Source organism: Frankia sp. CgJB1 (assembly GCF_977947065.1).
This window is the reverse complement of the sequence record NZ_CDWTNB010000069.1, coordinates 1-19,218: the sequence shown is the minus strand read 5'-3', so window position 1 is coordinate 19,218 and position 19,218 is coordinate 1. Positions and strand designations below refer to the sequence as shown.

18 protein-coding genes and 3 pseudogenes are annotated in these 19,218 nt (G+C 69.8%); 4 read left to right on the top strand and 17 right to left on the bottom strand.

Annotated features, from left to right (window positions below; translation table 11 throughout):
- Window positions 1–266: 266 nt before the first annotated feature.
- Both AC08OT_RS10090 and AC08OT_RS10085 read right to left on the bottom strand, forming a co-directional pair.
- Window positions 267–788 (bottom strand): glycosyltransferase family 2 protein, encoded by a 522-nt coding sequence (locus AC08OT_RS10090; RefSeq protein ID WP_476592586.1) that lies wholly within the window; start codon window positions 786–788, stop codon window positions 267–269.
- Complete coding sequence (locus AC08OT_RS10085) at window positions 734–1,279, bottom strand: glycosyltransferase family 2 protein (protein WP_476592602.1); 546 nt, start codon at window positions 1,277–1,279, stop codon at window positions 734–736. Before AC08OT_RS10085 ends, AC08OT_RS10090 begins: the two co-directional genes overlap by 55 nt.
- Here AC08OT_RS10085 and AC08OT_RS10080 point away from each other — a divergent pair.
- Window positions 1,178–1,465: a hypothetical protein gene (locus AC08OT_RS10080; protein ID WP_476592603.1), complete on the top strand. Its 288-nt coding sequence runs from the start codon at window positions 1,178–1,180 to the stop codon at window positions 1,463–1,465. The two genes, AC08OT_RS10085 and AC08OT_RS10080, sit on opposite strands and share 102 nt — an antisense overlap.
- Before the next feature lie 64 nt (window positions 1,466–1,529).
- Here the strand turns inward: AC08OT_RS10080 and AC08OT_RS10075 are convergent, their stop codons facing one another.
- The 6 genes and pseudogenes from AC08OT_RS10075 to AC08OT_RS10050 all read right to left on the bottom strand — a co-directional run.
- A complete protein-coding gene (locus AC08OT_RS10075) occupies window positions 1,530–1,820 on the bottom strand; it encodes a hypothetical protein (protein ID WP_476596922.1) in 291 nt (96 codons plus the stop codon).
- Window positions 1,821–1,937: 117 nt separating this feature from the next.
- Entirely contained in the window at window positions 1,938–2,825 is an 888-nt protein-coding gene (locus tag AC08OT_RS10070; RefSeq protein ID WP_476592588.1) for a polysaccharide deacetylase family protein, read from the bottom strand.
- Window positions 2,752–3,099: pseudogene (locus tag AC08OT_RS10065) on the bottom strand (glycosyltransferase); the annotation flags it as partial. The gene AC08OT_RS10070 and the pseudogene AC08OT_RS10065, both read right to left, overlap by 74 nt.
- A gap of 653 nt (window positions 3,100–3,752) precedes the next feature.
- Entirely contained in the window at window positions 3,753–4,163 is a 411-nt protein-coding gene (locus tag AC08OT_RS10060; RefSeq protein WP_476592589.1) for an RNA-binding S4 domain-containing protein, read from the bottom strand.
- Between the two features lie 55 nt (window positions 4,164–4,218).
- Complete coding sequence (locus AC08OT_RS10055; RefSeq protein ID WP_476592590.1) at window positions 4,219–4,575, bottom strand: group I truncated hemoglobin; 357 nt, start codon at window positions 4,573–4,575, stop codon at window positions 4,219–4,221.
- 382 nt (window positions 4,576–4,957) lie between these two features.
- A pseudogene (locus AC08OT_RS10050) lies at window positions 4,958–5,272 on the bottom strand (YdcF family protein); the annotation flags it as partial.
- A gap of 147 nt (window positions 5,273–5,419) precedes the next feature.
- Here AC08OT_RS10050 and AC08OT_RS10045 point away from each other — a divergent pair.
- Window positions 5,420–5,845: pseudogene (locus tag AC08OT_RS10045) on the top strand (class I SAM-dependent methyltransferase); the annotation flags it as partial.
- Window positions 5,846–6,235: 390 nt separating this feature from the next.
- On the opposite strand, the gene AC08OT_RS10040 reads toward AC08OT_RS10045, so the two are convergent.
- The 4 genes from AC08OT_RS10040 to AC08OT_RS10025 all read right to left on the bottom strand — a co-directional run bounded on the left by AC08OT_RS10040 (window position 6,236) and on the right by AC08OT_RS10025 (window position 12,666).
- Window positions 6,236–7,252, bottom strand: coding sequence for an ABC transporter ATP-binding protein (locus tag AC08OT_RS10040; protein ID WP_476602751.1), 1,017 nt, complete (start codon window positions 7,250–7,252; stop codon window positions 6,236–6,238).
- Between the two features lie 86 nt (window positions 7,253–7,338).
- The gene (locus AC08OT_RS10035) at window positions 7,339–8,862 is read right to left on the bottom strand and encodes an ABC transporter permease (RefSeq protein ID WP_476592592.1); all 1,524 of its coding nucleotides are present in this window, start codon (window positions 8,860–8,862) and stop codon (window positions 7,339–7,341) included.
- Between the two features lie 29 nt (window positions 8,863–8,891).
- Window positions 8,892–9,914, bottom strand: a complete 1,023-nt coding sequence (locus AC08OT_RS10030) for an iron ABC transporter substrate-binding protein (protein WP_476592593.1) — start codon at window positions 9,912–9,914, stop codon at window positions 8,892–8,894.
- Window positions 9,915–9,999: 85 nt separating this feature from the next.
- Window positions 10,000–12,666 carry an AMP-binding protein gene (locus tag AC08OT_RS10025; protein WP_476592594.1) on the bottom strand — a complete coding sequence of 889 codons (2,667 nt, stop codon included), beginning with the start codon at window positions 12,664–12,666 and terminating at the stop codon, window positions 10,000–10,002.
- 394 nt (window positions 12,667–13,060) lie between these two features.
- On the opposite strand from AC08OT_RS10025, the gene AC08OT_RS10020 reads away from it, so the two are divergent.
- Window positions 13,061–13,735 (top strand): DUF308 domain-containing protein, encoded by a 675-nt coding sequence (locus AC08OT_RS10020; RefSeq protein WP_476592595.1) that lies wholly within the window; start codon window positions 13,061–13,063, stop codon window positions 13,733–13,735.
- Window positions 13,736–13,936: 201 nt separating this feature from the next.
- On the top strand, window positions 13,937–15,895 hold the full coding sequence (locus tag AC08OT_RS10015; protein WP_476602750.1) for an ABC transporter ATP-binding protein: 1,959 nt from the start codon (window positions 13,937–13,939) through the stop codon (window positions 15,893–15,895).
- Here the strand turns inward: AC08OT_RS10015 and AC08OT_RS10010 are convergent.
- From AC08OT_RS10010 to AC08OT_RS09990, 5 genes are all read right to left on the bottom strand, one after another.
- Entirely contained in the window at window positions 15,874–16,572 is a 699-nt protein-coding gene (locus AC08OT_RS10010; protein WP_476592597.1) for an RCC1 domain-containing protein, read from the bottom strand. The genes AC08OT_RS10015 and AC08OT_RS10010 overlap by 22 nt on opposite strands.
- A gap of 115 nt (window positions 16,573–16,687) precedes the next feature.
- Complete coding sequence (locus tag AC08OT_RS10005; protein ID WP_476592598.1) at window positions 16,688–16,945, bottom strand: hypothetical protein; 258 nt, start codon at window positions 16,943–16,945, stop codon at window positions 16,688–16,690.
- Window positions 16,942–18,219 (bottom strand): hypothetical protein, encoded by a 1,278-nt coding sequence (locus AC08OT_RS10000; RefSeq protein ID WP_476592599.1) that lies wholly within the window; start codon window positions 18,217–18,219, stop codon window positions 16,942–16,944. The genes AC08OT_RS10005 and AC08OT_RS10000 overlap by 4 nt, the downstream gene beginning before the upstream one ends.
- A 125-nt stretch (window positions 18,220–18,344) precedes the next feature.
- Window positions 18,345–18,596, bottom strand: a complete 252-nt coding sequence (locus tag AC08OT_RS09995) for a hypothetical protein (RefSeq protein WP_476592600.1) — start codon at window positions 18,594–18,596, stop codon at window positions 18,345–18,347.
- A gap of 304 nt (window positions 18,597–18,900) precedes the next feature.
- Entirely contained in the window at window positions 18,901–19,149 is a 249-nt protein-coding gene (locus tag AC08OT_RS09990; protein WP_476592601.1) for a hypothetical protein, read from the bottom strand.
- Window positions 19,150–19,218 lie beyond the last annotated feature (69 nt).

The window sequence follows — 19,218 nt, the reverse complement described above, 5'->3', positions numbered from 1 at the left end:
GGTCGACCGGCAGCCCGTGGTCCCATCCGTAGCGGTCGCTGAACGGCCTGACCCGTTTCATGTTCCCCCACGAAACCCGGTGTCCCGGCGCGTTCCGCAACGTCCAGTATGCCATCTACTGCGCCTTTTGCTGCACCATTCGTGGTGATCGACGGTAGCAGCGGAGAGCCCATTCCGGTGGGAGTTTCTCTATCTCGACCTCCGTATTCGGCGCCATGAGACCTCCTCGTTGCACCACGTCACCGCCTTCCTTGTTGTCTTCTGTCTCACTGCTTGGCGGCTGCTCGCCGCTCCTGGGCGTAGAGCAATGGTCCGGCGGTGTAGCCGGTGAACTCCCGCAGCAGGGCACCCTTCGGGGCCTGGACCCGCCCGTCGAGCCGCTGGCTCGTCGCATGGCCGATGCGGGCCATCCCACGCAGGCCTCGTGGGATGCGACGTACCACCTCACCCCGGGTCGACCGCTGGAGAAGCAGCTTGGCCAGGAAGGCCGTGAAACCGGAGCCGTAGCTGAACATCTGGGCGAGCAGCGCCGCGTCGTCGGCGCGGTGGTGATGCCAGACGAAGGCGGCTGGTTCGTAGGCGATCGCTCGGCCGGCCCGCAGCCTGCGCACGAAGAGGTCGAGGTCCTCGCCGTCCCGGCTCCTGGTGCCCGGTCCCAACGTCTCGTCGCAGCCGCCGAGGTCCCGCAGGAAGGCGGCGTCGAACCCGAAATTCGCGCCGGTGCCGACGAAACCTATGTAGGGGTACAGCGGACCGTGCCGCTTGTTGTCGGCGAGGTCGAAAAGCACCGGCTCGCAGCGGGTGGACCAGTACGACGCCCGGGCGTCGAAGTAGGTTTCGGCCGCGTTCGCGATGCTCGCCGTGCAGACGAGTCCCGTGACGTACGCAACGTCCCGCTGGCGCCGGAAACCCCCCGCGCCAGCGCGAGCCCGCGGTTGCGGGCGCGGGAGAGACCCGGGTGTGGTTCGGGGACATGGCGGAATCGTTCGTCGGTGGCCGCAAACGAGTCGACGACCCGCTTCGTGGCGTCGCTCGACGGTGCATTGTCCACGATGAGGAACTCGACGGCCGGATAGGTGATCTCCGTGAGTCGACGCAGGCAGTTGGCCAGGATCTCACTGCGGTCTCTGGTGGGGACGACGACGGAGACGAGATCCGTGGAATCGAGATCTGTGGATTGAACCTTGTTTGGGCAGGCCTCGGTGGCTGCGGCAGGCCTGGTGCGGGCCTCGAGGCGCTCGAGCGGGCGGAGACCCTCGCTGACCAAGTGATCGTTCATGCGCCCGCCGAACTCCGACCAGACCCTGCCGAGCAGCTCATCGACGTCGATGCCGGTGGCCGTCCTGGCGGCCGCGGCATAGCCGAGCGGCTCACCGTGCAGCAGGACGAGGACCCGCGCACGTCGCTGATGGTCGCGCGGCGGCACGGCCGAGCGCACGACGCCCTCGGCCGACACTTCGAGTGACAGCAGCAGGTACCCTCGTCGGTCGCGGCCGGACCGGTTGGGGACTCCCGATTCCCGTGCGGGTTCATCCGGCGCTCCTCGCCTCGTGATCTTCTGCCTCGTGATCCCCGGCGCGTCCGCGGATCGTCCGTTGGGCCGGGATAACTCGACGCAATGCTCCACCCAGTTCCCGCTCGAGGTCGGGGCGTCGGTAAACCTGCGGTCTGCGTGCCGTCTCGACGAGCGCATCAACGCGGGTCTGGCGCCCCACCTCGATCCTGGGCAGGGCATAGCGGTCCTGAGCTGTCGGGAAGGCACGCCGAGTCAGCAGCGTGAACGCCGCGTCGTATCCCGCTTTCTTCACCATCATGCGCACGCGCGTCATGTTCCCCGTAGGGATAGGCGAACAGGCGTGGCCTCGGCAGCCCGATGGCCGCGAAGTCGCTGCGCGCCGCGGAAAGCTCGTCCCACAGGCCGGCCCTGCTCATCCTCGTCAACTCCGGTGAGTGCGGGAGTGCGCCGCCACTGCCCAGCCTTCCCGGTGAAGGGCGCGCAGCCGGCTCGCGTCGAGGAGCGGCAGCTTGGCGGCGCCGTTCACCGCATCCCACCTGTTCCAACCGCCGATCTCTTTCGTGACCACGAAAACCGTCGCGGGAATACCAAGTTCCCGAAGGACGGGCACGGCATGCTCGAACAGACTCGCATAGGCGTCGTCGAAGGTGAGGACCAGGGACTGATGCCGGGCGGGCCGGCCGTCGAGATGACGCAGGAGCTCATCGGCCCCGACAAAGGTGAAGCCGGCGTCCAGCAGGGCTGTCAGCTGGGCCCGGAACTGCGGCGGAGGGGCCGCATACCTGCTCAGCAGGGGATCCGACACGTCCTCTATCGCATGATAGGCGAGGACCCGCAGGCCCACGTCCGGTGCGTGCAGGAGGCCGCCGCGCTGGCGGGCTCCCCGCCAGTAGGAGCAGTCCCGCAGTCCCAGGAACATCCATCTGGTGGGCCGGTCCACCTTCCCGGCGCTGACCCTTCCGAGCACGAGACCCGCCGGGGCGCGGGACGCCCAGGGTGCCGCCGCCGCGGCCCTGGCGAGGATTCCTTTGACCGTCTTCCCGCCATGCTGGGCAAAGAGCAGGTCACCGAGACCCGGATGTTTTCGGGCAAGCGCGGCATCGGCCTGCCCGGCCTGCGTCCACTGCCTCAGGTGCGCCTCGGGCGAAACGACGTAACGCTGGTAGGCGACGGCGTCGGCGGCGAATCGAACCTGCGCACCGCTCTGCAGCAGCCGGTAGAGGAAGTCGGTGTCCTCACCGCCGAAGCTGCCGCCGGCGGTAAAACTCGTGTCGAAACCGCCGAGCCTGACGAAGGTCGACGCCCGCATCGACACCTGCCCGCAGGTCCGCGACGGTCAGCCGTCCGTCCGACCGCAGCAGCCGCCGGCGGCGCGCCCGGGCCCACCGGTCGACTCCGTAGGTGAGCACCGTGGGCGGCGAGGCGGGGTGCATCGGGATGTGGCCGACCACGGCGTCGGCGCCGTCGGCGAGAAGCTTTTCATGCTCGACGAGGAGCCGCCGGTCCGCCGCCATGTCGTCGTCGAGGAAGAGGATGAACTCGCCGAGCGCGCTCGCGGCGCCACGGTTTCTCGCCGCAGCCGCGCCCGCGTTCTCCTGCTACAGGATACGCTTGGAGAACGGCAGGGAGACGGCCCGGAGAGCCTTCTCGGTGCCATCCGTGGAACCGTCGACGACAACGATCAGTTCGCAGGGCCACAGCATATCGAGGTGCCTGAATCCCACAATACTCTACAATACCACGTCCCAGCGGTTGTATGTCGGCATCACAATGCTGAACCGGACCGGAGGCCCATTACGGGCGGGCTGCCCCGCCGAATGGTCCAGGATGTCCACGCCCGGTTGCTCACGCTAGCTCATCGCGAATTCCGCCGAGCCAACCCGGATGATGCTCGCCCCATGGTCCTGACTCTAGTTCGAGCCGGTCGGTGCGGCGGGATGCGATCCGGCCGTGTCGTCCAGGAAGATCAACATCACGATCGGATTCTGCAGGTGCGGGTAACGCTACGCGGCACGTAGCGGCAGGGCTCGGTCCCGGTCACCGGCAATGTACTCGGTCGCTTTCTTCATTTTCTTCATACCGTTGATGCGAAGTAATCCCATGGTGGGTGGTCCAGGGTTAGTAATCCCAGGGCGAGGTTCCTGAGGATGGTCATGGTGTGTGGGCGATTGCGGACTCTCTCGACCGAGGCTTCGCCTGACCGGGCGCCGCTACTGGGCTCCCAGTAGCAGTGCCGCTACCATGCGTCCGGCCAGCGGGGCTGGTCGCGCAGGCGTTCCAGCGCCCGCCGGTCGCGCTTCGTCGGCCGCCCGGCGCCCCGATCGCGCACGGCCACCACCGGCGGCACCTCGCGCGCGACCGGCGGGCTGTGGTCGACGAAGCACTCCGCGGCAACGGGCGCGCCGACCCGCCTGTGCAGGATCCGGGTGACGACGACGACCTGTTCGTGCCCGGGTTGGCGCACCCGGATCTCGTCCCCGGCCCGCACCGGATGGGCCGGCTTGACCCGCTCGCCGTTGAGGCGGACATGGCCGGCGCGGCAGGCGGCGGTCGCCTGCGATCGCGTCTTGACCAGGCGCACGCACCAGATCCAGGTGTCGATCCGGGCGGTTCCCGCCGGCGACGTCATAGGCGTGGGCGACGTCATAAGTCTGACTGTACGAATCAACCGGCGGACCTGTCGTCGTTCGGTGACGTGACGGTCAGGCGGTGACGATCGACCTGCGTAGCGGTAGCAGGGCGCTCGTGACCGCCGCGACCGTGCCGGCGCTGAGGCCGGCGTCGGTGAGAGCCGCAATGAGGTGCCCGGCGATCCGGTCGAAGGCGGCGTCGGTGACGGCGAGGCCCGCATGGGCGGCCGCGAGATCACGACTCTCGTAGGCCTTCGGGCCTCCGGTCACGGCGACGAGGAACGCGACCTGGTGGGTGCGGAGCCTGGCCAGGTCGGTGTTGGCGAAATAGGGCGCCAGCTCCGGATCGGTCAGGATGCGATCGTAGAAGGTGGCCACCACCCCGGCGATCGAGGCCTCCCTGCCCAGGATCTCGTAAAACGTGGTCATCCGCTTCCTCGTCACCTGTTCCCGGAACGGTCAGTGCGGCCCAGCGTGCCGAAGATGGGCTGCGGCGTCATGTCCGGTTCGTAACGATCCGTCGATATCTACCCCCCGGCGCCCGCCCGGTCGCGTCGAGATCACGGCCTCGTGTGCCGAGGTCCGATTCCGCCTGTGTCCTGTTCACAGCACCTTGACCTCACGTGCAGATGAGGTTCCAGGCTGGCCGTCCTGGAACGTGACGACACGGAACGTGACAGCGACAAGGTGAACGGGAGCTACGCTCGCTGACCTGAGCGAGCTCGGCGCGTTGTTCATCCGTGCGGCCAAGCTCTGGCGGGGCGTGGCGGGCGAGTGATCCCTGCGTCGGCACCCGTGGCTTACCCGTGGCTCAGCGGAGTGCCCGGCCGAGCTCGTTGGCGGCCCTCGGGAGCTTCAGCCACCAGTAATCCAGGAACCGGTAGTCGTCGGCGGGAACCAGTCGGGCCGCGAGATCCGGGCGTAGTTTCCACAGGTAGCGGCGGGCCCGCGCCGCGTGCAGCGGATCGGACGCGATCGCCACGGTGTCCGCCGTCTCGAGGAAGGGCAGGGTGAGCTTGATGTTCTGCCAGGTGTTCCGCGCCGAGGTCTCCAGCAGGATCTTCTCCGCCGGTACGCCGAGCGCGTCGTGCGCGTAGCCGGCCATGGCCGCGGCCTCGGACACCCCGCCGACCCCCGACGACTTTGGGGGAGGTAGTCACGCTTTTCGACCCGCGGAGCGTTACTACCTCCCCCAGATTTACCGGCATCTGCCCTGGAACCGTCCGGACCGTGGCCGCGAGGCGGCGCAGGAAATTCGCTCGCGACCGCGTGGATGTGCTGCCATGGTCGGCCTATGGCGCGCCAATTCGACGATCTTGTTGCTGAGGCGGCGTCGGTGCCGGTGGACGGCTGGGACTTCTCCTGGTTGGACGGGCGGGCCACCGAGCAGCGTCCGTCCTGGGGCTACGCCCGGCTGATGGGCGAGCGGATGGGTCGGGCCGCCGTGGGCCTGGACGTTCAGACCGGCGGTGGGGAGGTTCTCGCCGGACTGCCGCGGCTGGCCGGGCGCACGGTGGCCACGGAGTCCTGGGCGCCGAACATCGCGCGGGCCGCCGCGCGGCTGGGTCCCCGCGGCGTGGCCGTCGTGGCCGCCGACGACAGGTCGTTGCCCTTCGCCGATGCGACGTTCGACCTGGTGGTGAGCCGTCACCCGGTGGTGACCTGCTGGGCGGAGATCGGCCGGGTGCTGCGGCCGGGTGGTCGCTACTTCTCCCAGCAGGTCGGGCCGTCGAGCATGCTCGAGGTGAGCGAGTACTTCCTGGGACCGCTGCCGGCCTCGGCGCCCCGTACCCGTCACCCCGACACCGCCCGCGCCGGGGCCGAAGCCGTCGGCCTGGAGATCGTCGACCTGCGGATGGAGTCCCTGCGGACCGAGTTCCTCGACGTCGGCGCGGTTATCTACTTCCTGCAGAAGGTGATCTGGACCGTTCCCGAGTTCAGCGTCGAGCGGTACCACGCGCGCCTGCGGTCACTGCACGACCAGATCCGCGCCGAAAGCCCATTCGTCACCTGGACGACGCGGTTTCTGATTGAGGCCCGCAAACCCGCCTGGCGCTGTGACCTGCCTGGCGCTGTGACCCGCCTGGCGTCAGTGGGGTGGGAAGGCCGTGACGGGCTCGGTGATCGACAGCCGCACGTGGGTGCCGGGTTCGGGGAGCTGGTGCCCTGGCACCCTCGCCGTCACGGTGCGGCCGGACCGGTCGAGCCGGAGCTGGACGGTGGCGTCGTGGCCGAAGTACCGCACCTCGGTGACCCGGCCGACCACCCCGTTCCGGTCCTTGTCCCGCTCCCCGTTCCGGTCTTCGTTTCGGTCTTCGTTCTGGTTCTTGTTCTCGTCGCCGTCTGCCGCGGCGAGGAGCCTGATCTGTTCCGGCCGGACGAGCAGGCGCGCCTCGCCCTGGGGAGACCCGGGCCGGACGGCGAGTTCACCAAGGTCGCAGGAGGCGGTGAGCCCGGTGACGACGGCGGGCACGAACACGGCGGCGCCGACGAAGGCCGCGACGGTCGGGTTGTCGGGTGAGGCGTAGACGCCCGGGGGCGTGCCGGTCTGGGCGATGCGGCCGGCGGCCATGACAGCGATCTGGTCGGCCAGTGACAGCGCCTCGTTCTGGTCGTGCGTGACGAGCAGCGCGGTGGTCCGGTTGGCGCGCAGCGCTTCGACGACGGCGCGGGCGGTGTTCAGGCGGAGCCCCGCGTCCAGGGAGGAGAACGGCTCGTCGAGCAGCACCAGGGACGGCCGCGGGGCCAGGGCCCGCGCCAGCGCCACGCGCTGCTGCTGGCCGCCGGAGAGCTGATGGGGGAACCGGCAGGCCAGGCTCGCGTCCAGCCCGACGAGGTCGAGCAGCTCGGCGGCACGCCCGGCGGATCGGCGTTCGGCGCGGGGCAGGCCGAACCCGATGTTGGCCGCGACGTCCACATGCGGGAACAGGGCACCTTCCTGCGGGACGTACCCGACCCGCCGCCGCTGGGCGGGAACGCTGCGACCGGGGCTGAACACCCGTTCGGCGCCGAAGTCGATCGTCCCGCCGTCCGGGTCGCCGAATCCCGCCACCAGCCGTAGCAGGGTGGTCTTGCCGCAGCCCGACGGCCCGAGTACGGCCGTCACACTGTCCTCGGGCACTCGTAGATCGATCCCGGCGAGGGCTGTCGTGGCGCCGAACCGCTTGGTGACCTGGCTGACGGTCAGCGCTGTCACGTGCTTCTCCTGACGGAACGGGTGAGCAGGAAGGCCGCCGGGGCCGACAGCAGCACCATCAACCCCGCGTAGGGGGCGGCCGCGCCGTAGTCGACGTCGCGGACGTTGCTCCAGAACTCGGTCGCCAGGGTTTCGGTGCCGGTGGGTGACAGCAGCAGGGTCGCGGTGAGTTCGGTGACCACGGCGAGGAACACCAGGATGGCGCCGGCGCCGACGCCGGGGGCGATCAGCGGCAGGGTGACCCGCCGCCAGGCCTGCGCCGGGCGCAGGCCCAGGGCATGCGCGACGTCGTCCAGGACGGGTGGCGCCTGCGCGATCGCGCCCCGTACCGCCACCGTGGCCCGCGGCAGGAACATGATCGCGTAGGCGGCAATCAGGAGGGTGGTGGTCTGGTACACGGCCGGCAGGATGTGCAGCGAGACCGTGACGAGAGCGAGCGCCACCACGATGCCCGGCAGCGCGTTGGCCGTGTAGGTGCTGCGTTCAAGCAGTGTCCCGATCCGGCCCGGATGGCGTACCGCGAGCCACGCCACCGGAAGCGCCAACAGGACGGTGCACAGCGCGCCGACGAGGCCGAGCCCGGCCGCGGTCGCGGCAGCGGCGGCCAGTTCGCCGACGGGGAAGGCGGCGGAGGCACCTACCAGCAGCCAGCGGACGAGGCTCACCAGCGGCACGCCGAGCGCCAGGACCACGACCGCGCCGAGCCCGGCGACGGCGGGGGCGGTGAGCCGCCCGAGCCGGGCGGGTTGCGCGGTGCGGCTGGCTCCGGGCCCGAGCCGGGCGTAGCGGTGCCGGCCGCGCAGGCTCAGCTCGGCGCCGACCAGGACCGCACAGTACAGCGCCAGGACGCCGGCGAGCATGTTCGCCGCCGGGCCGTTGAACGACGAGAGGTACTGGTCGTAGATGGCCGTGGTGAAGGTGGAGAACCGCAGCATCTGCAGGGCGCCGAACTCGGCGAGCAGGTGCAGGCCGACCAGCAGCGACCCGCCGAGGACGGCCGGGCGCAGCTGCGGGAGCACGACCCTGGCGAACGTCCGCCACGGGCCGAGCCCGAGTGACCTGGCGGATTCCTCCAGCGCCGGGTCCAGCCCCCGCAGGGTCGCGCCGACGGGGAGGTAGACCAGCGGGTAGTAGGCGAGTGTCACGATCAGCAGGGTGCCCGGGTATCCCTCGACGCCCGCGGTCAGCGAGACCCAGCCGTAGCTGACGACAAACGCGGGCAGTGCCAGCGGAGCGGCGAGTAGCACGTGCCAGACCCGTCGTCCCGGCAGGGTCGTCCGTTCCACCAGCCAGGCGGCGGCCGTGCCCAGGACGGCACTGGCCACCATCCCGCCGGTCACGAGCTTGGTGGTGTTGGCCAGCAGCTCGCCGACCCTGGGCCGGATCAGCAGCCGCCAAGCCTCCGACCAGCCTACGCTGACCGTGTACCCGACGACGAAGAACAGCGGGACGGCCGCGAGCAGCGCGACGAGCACGCAGGCCAGCAGCAGCGGGCGCGGGTACGCCGGGCTGGTGCGCACCCACCATCCCGCCGTCGTGGGCTGACCGTTCAGAGCAGGCCCGCCCGCTGCATCAGTTCGACGACCTTTGGTCCGTTCAGGGTCGAGATGTCGATGTCGGGCGGATCGAGTGTCGACAGCGGCTTCAGCGCAGGGTTCGTGGGGACCGCGTCGGACACGGCGTACTCCAGGGCACCGCTGTCGACCAGCGCCTTCTGCCCGGCGTCGCTGGTGAGGAAGGTGACCAGCTGCTGTGCCTCGGCCTGCTGGTCGCTGGCCGCGAGGACGCCGGCGCCGGAGACGCTGACGAACGCGCCCGGGTCCCGGTGGCCGAAGAAGTGCAGGTCGACGTTCTTACTGTCCTTGCCCGACTCCGCCTGGTCCTGGTACCAGTAGTAATGATAGATCACGGCGGCGGGGACCTCGCCCGCGTTCACGGCGCGCAGCGCGGCGATGTTGTTGGCGTAGATCTTCGCGTTGCGTTTCAGCCCGGCGAGCCACTCGGCGGTGGCGCTCTCGCCCTTCACCGCGAGTACGGCGCTGACGATGGCCTGGAAGTCCGCTCCGGCCGCCGCGACACCGACCTTCCCCTTCCATGCCGGTCCCGCCAGGTCCATGATCGACGCAGGCAGCTCGTTCTTGGCGACCTGCCCGCGGTTGTAGATGAACACCGTCGACCGGGCCGCGAAACCGACCCAGTTGCCGGTGCTCGGGACGTACTGGTCAGGCACCTGGCCCAGGGTGGCCCGGTCCAGTTTGCTGAAGCCGCCGGCGCGGTCGACCAGCGTCATGGCCGGCGAGTTCTCGGTGACGAAGACGTCCGCCGGCGAGCTGTCGCCTTCCTGGACGATCTGGTTCGCCAGCTCGGGGTCGCCGCCGCGACGCAGCTCGACCTTGATGCCGGTCTGCTTGGTGAACGCGTCCACCATCACCCGCATCAGGTCCTGGTGCTGCGCGTTGTAGAGCGTGATCGTCTTCCCGTCGTCCCCCGAGCCGCACGCTGACAGGCCGGCCAGGCCGGCCAGGCAGGTGGCCGTCACCAGCACGACCAAGGTTCTTCCTATCGAACCCATCGGACTCCTCCACCTGAACACTTCACCTGGACAGACACGTCCGACCGACCTCGAACCTCTAATCGGTCTAGAAGTTAACTCATACTTACCTTAGCGCCGTGGAATGTGACGAGTGGCATAAGCCGGGGGCGCTGGCGGGCGAACCGCGGAGCAGACGCCTGGCGCCGAGCGGGATTGGCACGCCTGCCGTGAGCCGGCCGAGAAGGCCCATGGCATGGAACGAGACCTTCCACGCGGCGACGCCGACGGTGAGCGAGGCCAGCAGCGCCAGGACCGGATGGTCGTCCTGCAGAAGGGGGAACACCTGCCAGTGGGTCAGGTAGATGTAGAGCGAGCTGCCGGCCAGCAGGCCCGCCAGCCGGCGTAGCGGGCGTGGGCAGCGGACGCTCGTGGTCCAGGCCAGCAGGAGCACGCCGCCGAGCACCACATGCTCCCGGCGTGCGTCAGCGAAGAACCCGGGGATGGTGAGCGCCGCCGCCGCCGTGAGGACCAGCCGCTGCCATACCGTGGTCGCGGCGGCGGTGGCCCATCCCAGTGCGAACAGCCAGAGCACCGCCACCGACGTCTGGGTGTGGCGTGGTCCCGGCGGTAGGGCCACGACGTCGAAGCGGGTGAGCAGACCGGCGGCGAGGACACTGGCGGCGACGGCCCACGGGCGGCGCCGCTGCCAGCGGTCGAACGCCGGCACGCCGAGCAGGGCCGCGAGGACCAGCAGGATCTGGACCAGGGCTTCGATGAACCAGAACTCCCAGGGCGGGCCCGCGCGGCCCGGCCCGAACACGCTGTTGAGCAGCACGATGTTGGCGGGTCCGTGTTCGTCCATGACGAGCACGAGTACGGTGATGAAGACGATGCTCGGCACCGCGAGGTACGCGATGCTGCGGAGCAGCCCGCGGACCCGGTCGCGCCGCGGCGCCGCGGTCAGGTGGAAACGGGCGAAGTTGTAGCCGGCGACGGCGATGAGGAGATGGGCGCCCCCGAGGATGCCGCCGACGGTGTCGAAGGTGTTGGCGTGCGTCCCGACGATCAGCACGATCGCGACCGCGCGGAGCAGCAGGCTGGTCTCGATCGAGCCGCCAGAGCCGCCAGCTCTGCGCTTTGGTCGCGTGGCCGGCTTCAGGTCCCGCACGGCCATGGTGTGCCAGCCGGCGGGCAGGTGTCCGAGGGCGTCCTCCAGCCGCAGTGACAGTTCCACGTAGGACAGCGAGTCGCCGCCCAGGCTCACGAAGGTGCTGTCGTCGGTGACATCGTCGCGGTGAAGCAGCTCGGCGAACAGCCGACGTACGTCGGCTGTTCCGTCCGACGGCACGTCCCGTCCGGTGGGCGCGGTCGTGCGCGCCGGTCGCGCGTCGCGGGCGATCTCCTGCAGCGCAACCAGGTCCGGTTTGCCGGTGGCCAGGCGGGGCAGGGCGGCCAGGCGGTGGACGCGGACGGTGTTCTCCGGCAGCCGGCAGGCCCGCGCGACCAGCTGGCGGACCGAAGGTGCGTCCCGGTCGCCCTCGATCATCACGTCGACGGCGTCGTCGCCGGTCACGCAGCAGGCGCTGAGCCCCTGGCCGGCGAGGGTGTCCTCCACGTGTTGCAGGTCGATCCGGATCCCGAAGACCTTGGCGAATCTGGTCTGCCGTCCCACGATCTCGTACAGGCCGTCGTCGGTGCGGCGTGCGACGTCCCCGGTGCGCAACTCGTCGAGCGTCGGACCGAGCGCGAGGTCCGAGGCCGTCCGCGCGTAGCCCATCATGACGTTGGGCCCGGAATAGACGAGCTGCCCCAGATCCCCGGTGCTGTCGGTGCTGTCGGCCAGCGGCTCGAGCCGGAACGACCCGCCCGGGACCGGGACTCCGATGGTGTGGGGCTGGGTCGGCGCGAGGTGCGGCGGCAGGTAGGCCATCCGCGCCGTGGCCTCGGTCTGGCCATACATCACGACGAAGTCCCAGCCGTTGCGTCGTCCGAGCTCGGCGTAGCGGGCCACCCGGTCCGGCGCCAGTCGACCGCCGGCCTGCGTGACGTAGCGCAGGTGCGGCAGCGACATCGCGTCGAAACCGATCCTGTCGAGCAGATCGAACGTGTAGGGGACGCCAGCCAGCGAGGTGCCCTGCCCGTCCCGGAAGAGGTCCCAGAAGCAGGCGTCCACGACGGACAGGGACGTCAGGATCAGACCGGCCCCGCACAGGAGGTGACTGTGCACGACCGACAGCCCGTAGCAGTAGTACAGGGGCAGGGTCGTCGCGGCGCGGTCGCCGGGGCGAAGGCCGAGGCACTCGACGATCGACTCGGCATTGGCCTGCAGGTTCGTGTACGACAGCCGGACCAGTTTCGGTGAGCCCGTCGAGCCCGACGTGCTCAGCAGCAGCGCGAGGTCCGGATGGAGGTCGTGCTTCGAGCCGTCACGCCGCTGCTCGACGCGGATCCGCGTCCGCGTGTCGGCGGGGCGGATCACCACGTCGGGGTCATAGGACGTGATCAGGGCGTCGGTCGACGCGGCGTTGTCACCCGGCACCAGCAGGACCGCGTGTCCGGCGGACAGCGCCGCCAGGTACAGGACGAGGACGTCGATCGTGTTGACCGCCGCGAGGAGTACCAGCCGCCGCCCGGCGCCGAGCCGACCGGCGGCGGCGTCGACGCGTGCCGCCAGCTCGCGGTAGGACAGTCGGCCCTCAGCCGTGACAACGGCCGTGCGGTCACCGTGCCGTTCAAGGTGGCGGGCGAGGAACACAGTCGAGCCTGAGAGGGACGGGCCTGCATGGGTCACCCAGCCAATGTACAAGTAAGGAAAGCCTACCCTAAGTCTTACCTCTCACTACGCCTACGTCATCGATCCATGACGTTCGGTGCCGCAGCCGCCCGTGGGTGATCTTGTCGTGTGGTGGCGGCGGCAGCGGTGGGTCTGCCTCCCGCCCCAGCGCGGCACCCACCTGCTGGGAGGAGGTGAGTAGCGCCGCGGGCGATATGGCGTCGTCGTCGGTTCGGAATGATGTCCAGCGGATAAGCGTGGTTCGCCGGGTGGCGGGCATCAGCTTGTTGACCTGTGATGTCGAGCGCCAGCTGACGGCAATGGTCCTTGTATCGGTGACCGACGATGGGAGAATAGGATCGTGAGCGACATAACTGCCTCAGATCGTCGTACACATGAAAGATCCACAGATGTGCCCTGGTTTGGTTTTCTCGCCGTTGGAGCAGCTTTTACCCTGTTCGCGCTGGCCATTCCGCAGTTCGATCTGACCACGGTGCGGTCGATCGCCGTGCTTCTCGGGATCGTCCTGCTCCTCGGCGCGGTGAGTGAGCTGCTGGCGGCGGCGGCGACGGCCCGGGACTGGCGCTGGTCCCATGCGCTGCTCGCGGTGCTGTTCGTGGCCGGCGGGGTGGTGGCGCTGGTCTGGCCGGATCCCACGGTCAAGGCGGTGGGCCGGATCGCGGCCTGGTTCTTTTTGACCAAGGGTCTCTACGACGTCGTCAACTCGTTCGTCGCCCGACGGACCGAGCAGCAGGCCGCGGCCGGGCAGTACGCCACCGCGGCGGAGGGCCGGCCCACCCCGGCCCAGTGGTGGATGCCGCTGATCGTCGGTGCGTTGGAGATCGGGGCGGCGTTCTGGGTGGTGGGTTCCCAGCGGGTCTCGCTGCCGCTGCTGGCCCTGTGGGTGGGCCTCACGGCCCTGGCGGTCGGGCTGACCAAGATTGCCATGGGGTTCCGGCTGCGGGGCGTTTCCCGACCGCCCGCCTCTCTGGAGGGCCTGGCGATTCCCGGCTTCGGCGCCGGCGCGGTGGAAGGCAGGCGTCTGGAGGAGGAGCGTGTCCAACGACCCGTGTCCGGGAATCGTTGACGATCCCGGGTGATTCCCGGATCCCGGCCCCGGTTTCTCCCGGCCGACCCTTCGGTTTCCGCCACCGCCGTCGGTCTGTCCCTGATGCCCCACCGCCCCGACTCGCGTCAGGGCGGTGGGGCGGTGGGGTCGTGCTCCGCGGGGGACAGCAGCAGGCGGGAGGTCCGCCGCCCCGGCGCGCGTCGGCATAGCCTCGGCGGCGTGATTCGTGAGCCGCTGCCCGTCCCGTCGGAGACGGCCTTCCTGCCGGAGACGACCGTCCCGTCGTGGGTGATCCGCCTGCATGCGCGTGCGCTCGCGCGGTTGACCGGCGCGCCCGAGGCGCGGTGTAGCGTCCGATTCTTCGCCGACCAGGGCCGGGTCGTCGCGGTTCTCGTCGGGCTGTCCGTTCTCGGTTCGGCCGCCGTCGCCGCCGGGCCGTTCGTCCTGCGCCATCTCATCGACACGTCGTTGCCCACCGGCCAGGTGTGCGACCTCGTCGTCCCCGTCCTGCTGCTGTGCGCGGTGCTGGTGTTCGAGTCGAGCGTGCTCTCGGCGCGCATGGCGCTCATCGCTCGGCTCGGCGGCGTTGTCTCCGTGCGGATCCGTCAGACGGTGAACGCTCACCTGCAGCGCCTGCCCTTCGCCTTCTTTCCCCGCAGCCAGCAGGGGGAGCTGATGACGGTGATGTCCACCGACATCCTGAACGCCCAGAACGCGATCTCCGCCACTGTGCAGGCGGTGATCTGCAGGATCGCGGACATCGTCGTCGGCTCGATCGTCGTCTTCGTGCTGGACTGGCGTCTGAGCCTGGCGGTGATGGTCTTCGCGCCGGCCACGCTGCTGATCGTCCGCTCGGGCCGGCGGCGGCTCGCCGCGCTGTCCACCCGCCAGCGGGAGCTCGACGGTCTGCTCATGGTTCAGGTCGCCGACACCTCGTCAGTCTCCGGGGCGCTGCACGTGCGGCTGTTCGACCGGGTCGACTACGAGCAGACCCGGTTCGACGCGGCGGGCGCCGAGCTGTTCGCCGCCGCCGAGGATCAGGCCCGGCTGATGTCGTGGGTCCGGTTCCTGGTCAACCTCGGGGTCATCGCGACGATGACGGCGGTGCTGGCGCTGGGGGCCTGGCTGGTCTCCAGCGGTCGTACCACGCTCGGGACGGTCGCCGCCTTGGGCGGCGCGTTGCTGGTGGCCTTCGGACCGCTGTCGTCCGCTGTCAACCTGCGTGCGGAGCTCGCGGGCGCGGGCGCGTCCTTCCGGCGGATCTTCGCCCTGCTTGACGTCCCGCAGGACGAGGTACGCCTGAGGTTCGAAGGGGCCCGGGCCCCCGCGCTGACCGTCCCCCGCGCACCGTGGTCCGGGACGGAACCGGCGCCGGCCGCCGCTCGCCGGGGACTCGATGCCGGCCGGGGACTCGACCTGGCGTTCGACGACGTATGGTTCTCCTACGATCTCGCCACGGCCGAGGACCGGCCGGACGGCGACTGGCCGGACGGCAACCCGACGTGGAACCTGCGCGGGGTGACCCTGAAAGTCGCCGCGGGGACGACGGCGGCGGTTGTCGGGGCCAGCGGGGCCGGCAAGACGACCATCGCTTATCTGGCCAGCGGCGTGCACCGGCCGCGGCGCGGCGGCATCCGTCTCGGCGGGGTTCCCCTCGACGACATCCCGCCGGATCGTCTGCACACGATGATCGGCGTCGTCCCTCAGGACCCGCACTTGTTCCATGACACGATCGCGGCGAACCTCCGTTACGGCCGGTTGGACGCGACTGACGACGAGCTGCGTGCCGCCTTGGCGGCCGCCAGCCTCTCCGCCCTGCTCGACCGGCTGCCCGAGGGCCTGGCGACCCGGGTCGGCGCACGGGGCTACCGGTTGTCCGGTGGTGAGCGGCAGCGGTTGGCCATCGCCCGGGTCCTGCTGCAGTCACCACGGGTGCTGGTGCTGGACGAGGCGACCTCGGCGCTGGACACCCTCTCCGAGGCCGCCGTGCGCACCGCCCTCGACCGGCTCGCGGTGGGGCGGACGTGCCTGGTGATCGCGCACCGGCTGTCCACGGTGATTGACGCCGACCGCATCTACGTGATGGACCACGGCCGGGTCGTCGAGGACGGCACGCACAGCGAGCTGCTCGCCGACGGCGGTGCCTACGCCCGCCTCTACCGGCCCACCGCCGTCTGATTGGGTGGGGGGCGATTCCCGGCCGTCCCCGTCATGGTCACGACCCCGTCATAGTCACGACCGGCCAGGGCGTAGCCGATGTAGTCGCCGGCAGCGATGGCGGTGACGTGGTTCAGGCCGCTGACCTGGACAGGGGTGGGGCTGTCGGTGGTGGTGCCGTCGCCGAGCTGGCCGCTGCCGTTGAAGCCCCAGGCCCGGATGGTGCCATCCCTGCGCAGCGCATATCCCGAGAGCACATCGCCGGCGAGGGCGGTGACATCGTTGAGACCGGTGATCTGGACGGGGGTGGGGCGGTCGGTGGTGGTTCCGTCACCGAGCTGGCCGAAGCTGTTGTCCCCCCAGGCCTGGACGGTCCCGTCGCAGCGCAACGCGTACCCGGAGTTGCTGCCGTCGGCGATGGCGACGACATCGTTCAGGCCGCTGACCTGGACCGGCGTCGAGGCGCCGGTGGTGGTGCCGTTGCCGAGCTGGCCGAAGCCGTTGAATCCCCAGGCCCAGGGGATGCCGTCGGGAGCCTGCGTGTGCTGGGCGGATGCCTCGGTAGGCGTGCCGGCCGGTTGTCCTGGGGGCGCCGCACCGCGGGCGGTGGCCGGCAACAGCAGCAGCGCAGTCGTGACCGCGGCGACCGCCGTTCCCTGCTTGTTGCCGTGCCGTCTTTCCTGTTGCTGACCCGTCACTGGTTCTCCCTGTGCGTTCGATCCTCCTTTGATTGCTCAGAGTAAGAGTAAGTTTCGGAAAGTAGTCGCATGGGCGTGAGGTGCGGCGAGTCGGCCGGCGGGAGGCCATTACCCGCTACCCGCGTCGGCCGCCTTCCCGGTGCGCCCGGACCGCCCGCAGCACGCCCCGGGCGAGCAGGAACAGCACGAACAGCATCCCGACGGCCGGCAGCGAGACCAGCAGCGCGGAGACGACCTCCGCGAATGCGGTGACCAGCTTCCCGTCACGGGTCGCCCGGCCCGCCAGCCCGAGATAGTCCCACATGGCCCGGGTCGTCCGGGTAAGCACGAACGGAACCGAGACCATGAGCACGACCAGGTTCACCAGGATCACACGACCAGGTTCACCAGGATCAGCGGTGCCGCGAGCAGCGCCCAGGCGGTCACCACGATCCGGGCCGACCGGGTCAGCCCGTCCGGTTGGCTCCGGTTGTCCGGTCGGCTCCCGTTGTCCGGCGGGGTCAGCCCGTCCGGCCGGGCCCGTCCCGCCGATCGGGCATGCCGCCCGCGCGGGAGGCGGTTGCGCCGCCGTGGCAGCGTCGCGCGCAGCGTCGGCCCCATCCGGTTGAACAGGTCCGGTACCCTGGCCAGGTCGCTGACAATGTAGTAGCCGTCCAGCCGGACGAAGGGCGCAAGCTGGCGCATGGCATCCAGGTGGACGAGGACGACGGCGGTCACCAGCACACCGGCGTGGGTGAGCGCGAGAGCCCCGGCGAGCAGCAGAACGAACAGTCCGTTGAAGTAGATGCCGCCGAGGTCGGTGCGCAGCCGGCCGAGCCGGCTCAGCCGGTAGAAGTCGGTGACGTCGGTGAAGAAGGCCGGCCACACCAGGTACATGCCGAAACCGATGACTCCCGGGCGGGCACCGCCGTAGTGGCAAGCCGCGGCGTGCCCGCATTCGTGGAACAGTGCGCCGACGAGGGCCAGGCCGACCACCACCAGGATCAGCGCCGGGGTCGCGAGCACCTCCGCCGCGCTGTCCCGGACGCTGTGCCGGCCGAATATCCACACGTCGGTGGCCACCAGCAGGGCCACGGCCGCTGGCCGGAACAACATCGCGAACACTCGGCTGACTCGGTGCACGGCCGGCGCGGGTAGCAGGGTGTGCCGGGCGGCGAGTGTGAACAGCGCCTTCGCCCGGGGTGCCGGAGGGACACCGTTCTCGCTGGCGATCAGGCCGAGTGGCATGAGCCGATCCACCACGAGGTACGCGACGTCGGCGCCACTCACCCGGCGGGCGCAGACCCCCGTGACCCGGTCGGCAATCGCGGCGACGTCGCGGGCGCCGTCTGCCGCCTCGAGGATGTGCGCGAGCAGTTCGGTGAGCGCGACGACCTGACCGTCGGCGCGGCGGGCCAGGAAGACGGGCCGGTCCAGGCCCGACCCGGTGAACTCGCCGAGTAGCGCCAGGCCGTCGGCCCGGCTCGGTCTGGCGGGTACCTCGGCCGGCCCAGGAACGCCCGTCGGATCGGCGAGGCTGGCGACGCCGGCGATGTCGCTGACGCCGGCGAGGCTGGCGACGCCGGTGAGTCCGGGCGCCCGGTCCGATTCGGAAGGTGCCGGCGGCATCGTTGTCGGCCGGGTGGACGACCGGGTGGACTCGGTCATCTGCGTCCCATCCTCATTGTCATGAACTGGCGGGAAGCCGGCCGGCCGGGTGACCACCCCCGGAGGAATCCGGCGGTGTATCTGTCGGTCGTAGCCGTAAAGCGGTAAAGCGGTCGGTGTTATCTCTAGATGATGTTGATGCTCGGTACCAGTGTGATGAGAATGGGCAGGAATCCACCGGCGACCTGCGGCTCCGCATGAGCGTCGATCTGTGCCATTTTCGACCAGGGGGATCCGACCGGGAAGAAGGTTGGGTCAAACTCCTTCCGACCGACCTCGACCGCGGCGAGAGTCGTTCGCTCGGGCAGTAGTTCCGCCCATTCCAAGAACAGTTCTCCATTCAGCTCGTCGGCGCAGTTGCCCGTGATATCGTTCATCCTTGTTTCCCACCGATCTGAGTTGCCTCGGATATTCAGGCGGTGGGAACGCTAGCCACCGCTCAACCTGGTGGCCAGCACCTGCACAGGGTGTGTCACGGTGCGGTCGTGCCCAGCGTCAGTCGAAACTTCGGCTGGCTTTCTCGGATCGATCTGACTGAGGTGAGGGCATGATTTCCGGCCGACCGAAGGATATTCGGCCGGCCGGTGGTCGCGGATTCACGGTGCCCTTGGCAACCCCGGGGGAACGTGGTCGGTTACCCGGCCAGGGAGACCGGCGCGAGGAGCAGAATCGGCCCGGAGCTCACCACTGCTCGATGCGGTTCCAGCTGTTGGCGATGGTCTTGATGAACGCTCCGTCGCTGTAGGCAGTCTGTGGCTCCGGATGATTATCGATCTGGGCGTTGTTGCTGCCCGGCGAGCCGACCGGGTAGAAGATGGGGTCGAACTCGGTGCGGTTTATCTCGACCACCGCCAGGGTCATGCGCTCGGGCAGCAGCTCCGCGTGTTCTTGTGCCAGCTCGACGACGTCTGTCTCCCTGCGGTCCCTCATCTTCTGGCTCCCATGTGTGTCGCTCGGTACCCGTCATGACGCATGCTGATGATTTGCATTGAAATAACT

Bases quoted from the DNA above. Each gene is read 5' to 3' on its own strand.
- AC08OT_RS10085 (WP_476592602.1), bottom strand. From the start codon at position 1,279: ATGAACGATCACTTGGTCAGCGAGGGTCTCCGCCCGCTCGAGCGCCTC.
- AC08OT_RS10070 (WP_476592588.1), bottom strand. From the start codon at position 2,825: ATGCGGGCGTCGACCTTCGTCAGGCTCGGCGGTTTCGACACGAGTTTT.
- AC08OT_RS10060 (WP_476592589.1), bottom strand. From the start codon at position 4,163: ATGACGTCGCCCACGCCTATGACGTCGCCGGCGGGAACCGCCCGGATC.
- AC08OT_RS10055 (WP_476592590.1), bottom strand. From the start codon at position 4,575: ATGACCACGTTTTACGAGATCCTGGGCAGGGAGGCCTCGATCGCCGGG.
- AC08OT_RS10030 (WP_476592593.1), bottom strand. From the start codon at position 9,914: ATGGGTTCGATAGGAAGAACCTTGGTCGTGCTGGTGACGGCCACCTGC.
- AC08OT_RS10000 (WP_476592599.1), bottom strand. From the start codon at position 18,219: ATGACCGAGTCCACCCGGTCGTCCACCCGGCCGACAACGATGCCGCCG.
- AC08OT_RS09995 (WP_476592600.1), bottom strand. From the start codon at position 18,596: ATGAACGATATCACGGGCAACTGCGCCGACGAGCTGAATGGAGAACTG.
- AC08OT_RS09990 (WP_476592601.1), bottom strand. From the start codon at position 19,149: ATGAGGGACCGCAGGGAGACAGACGTCGTCGAGCTGGCACAAGAACAC.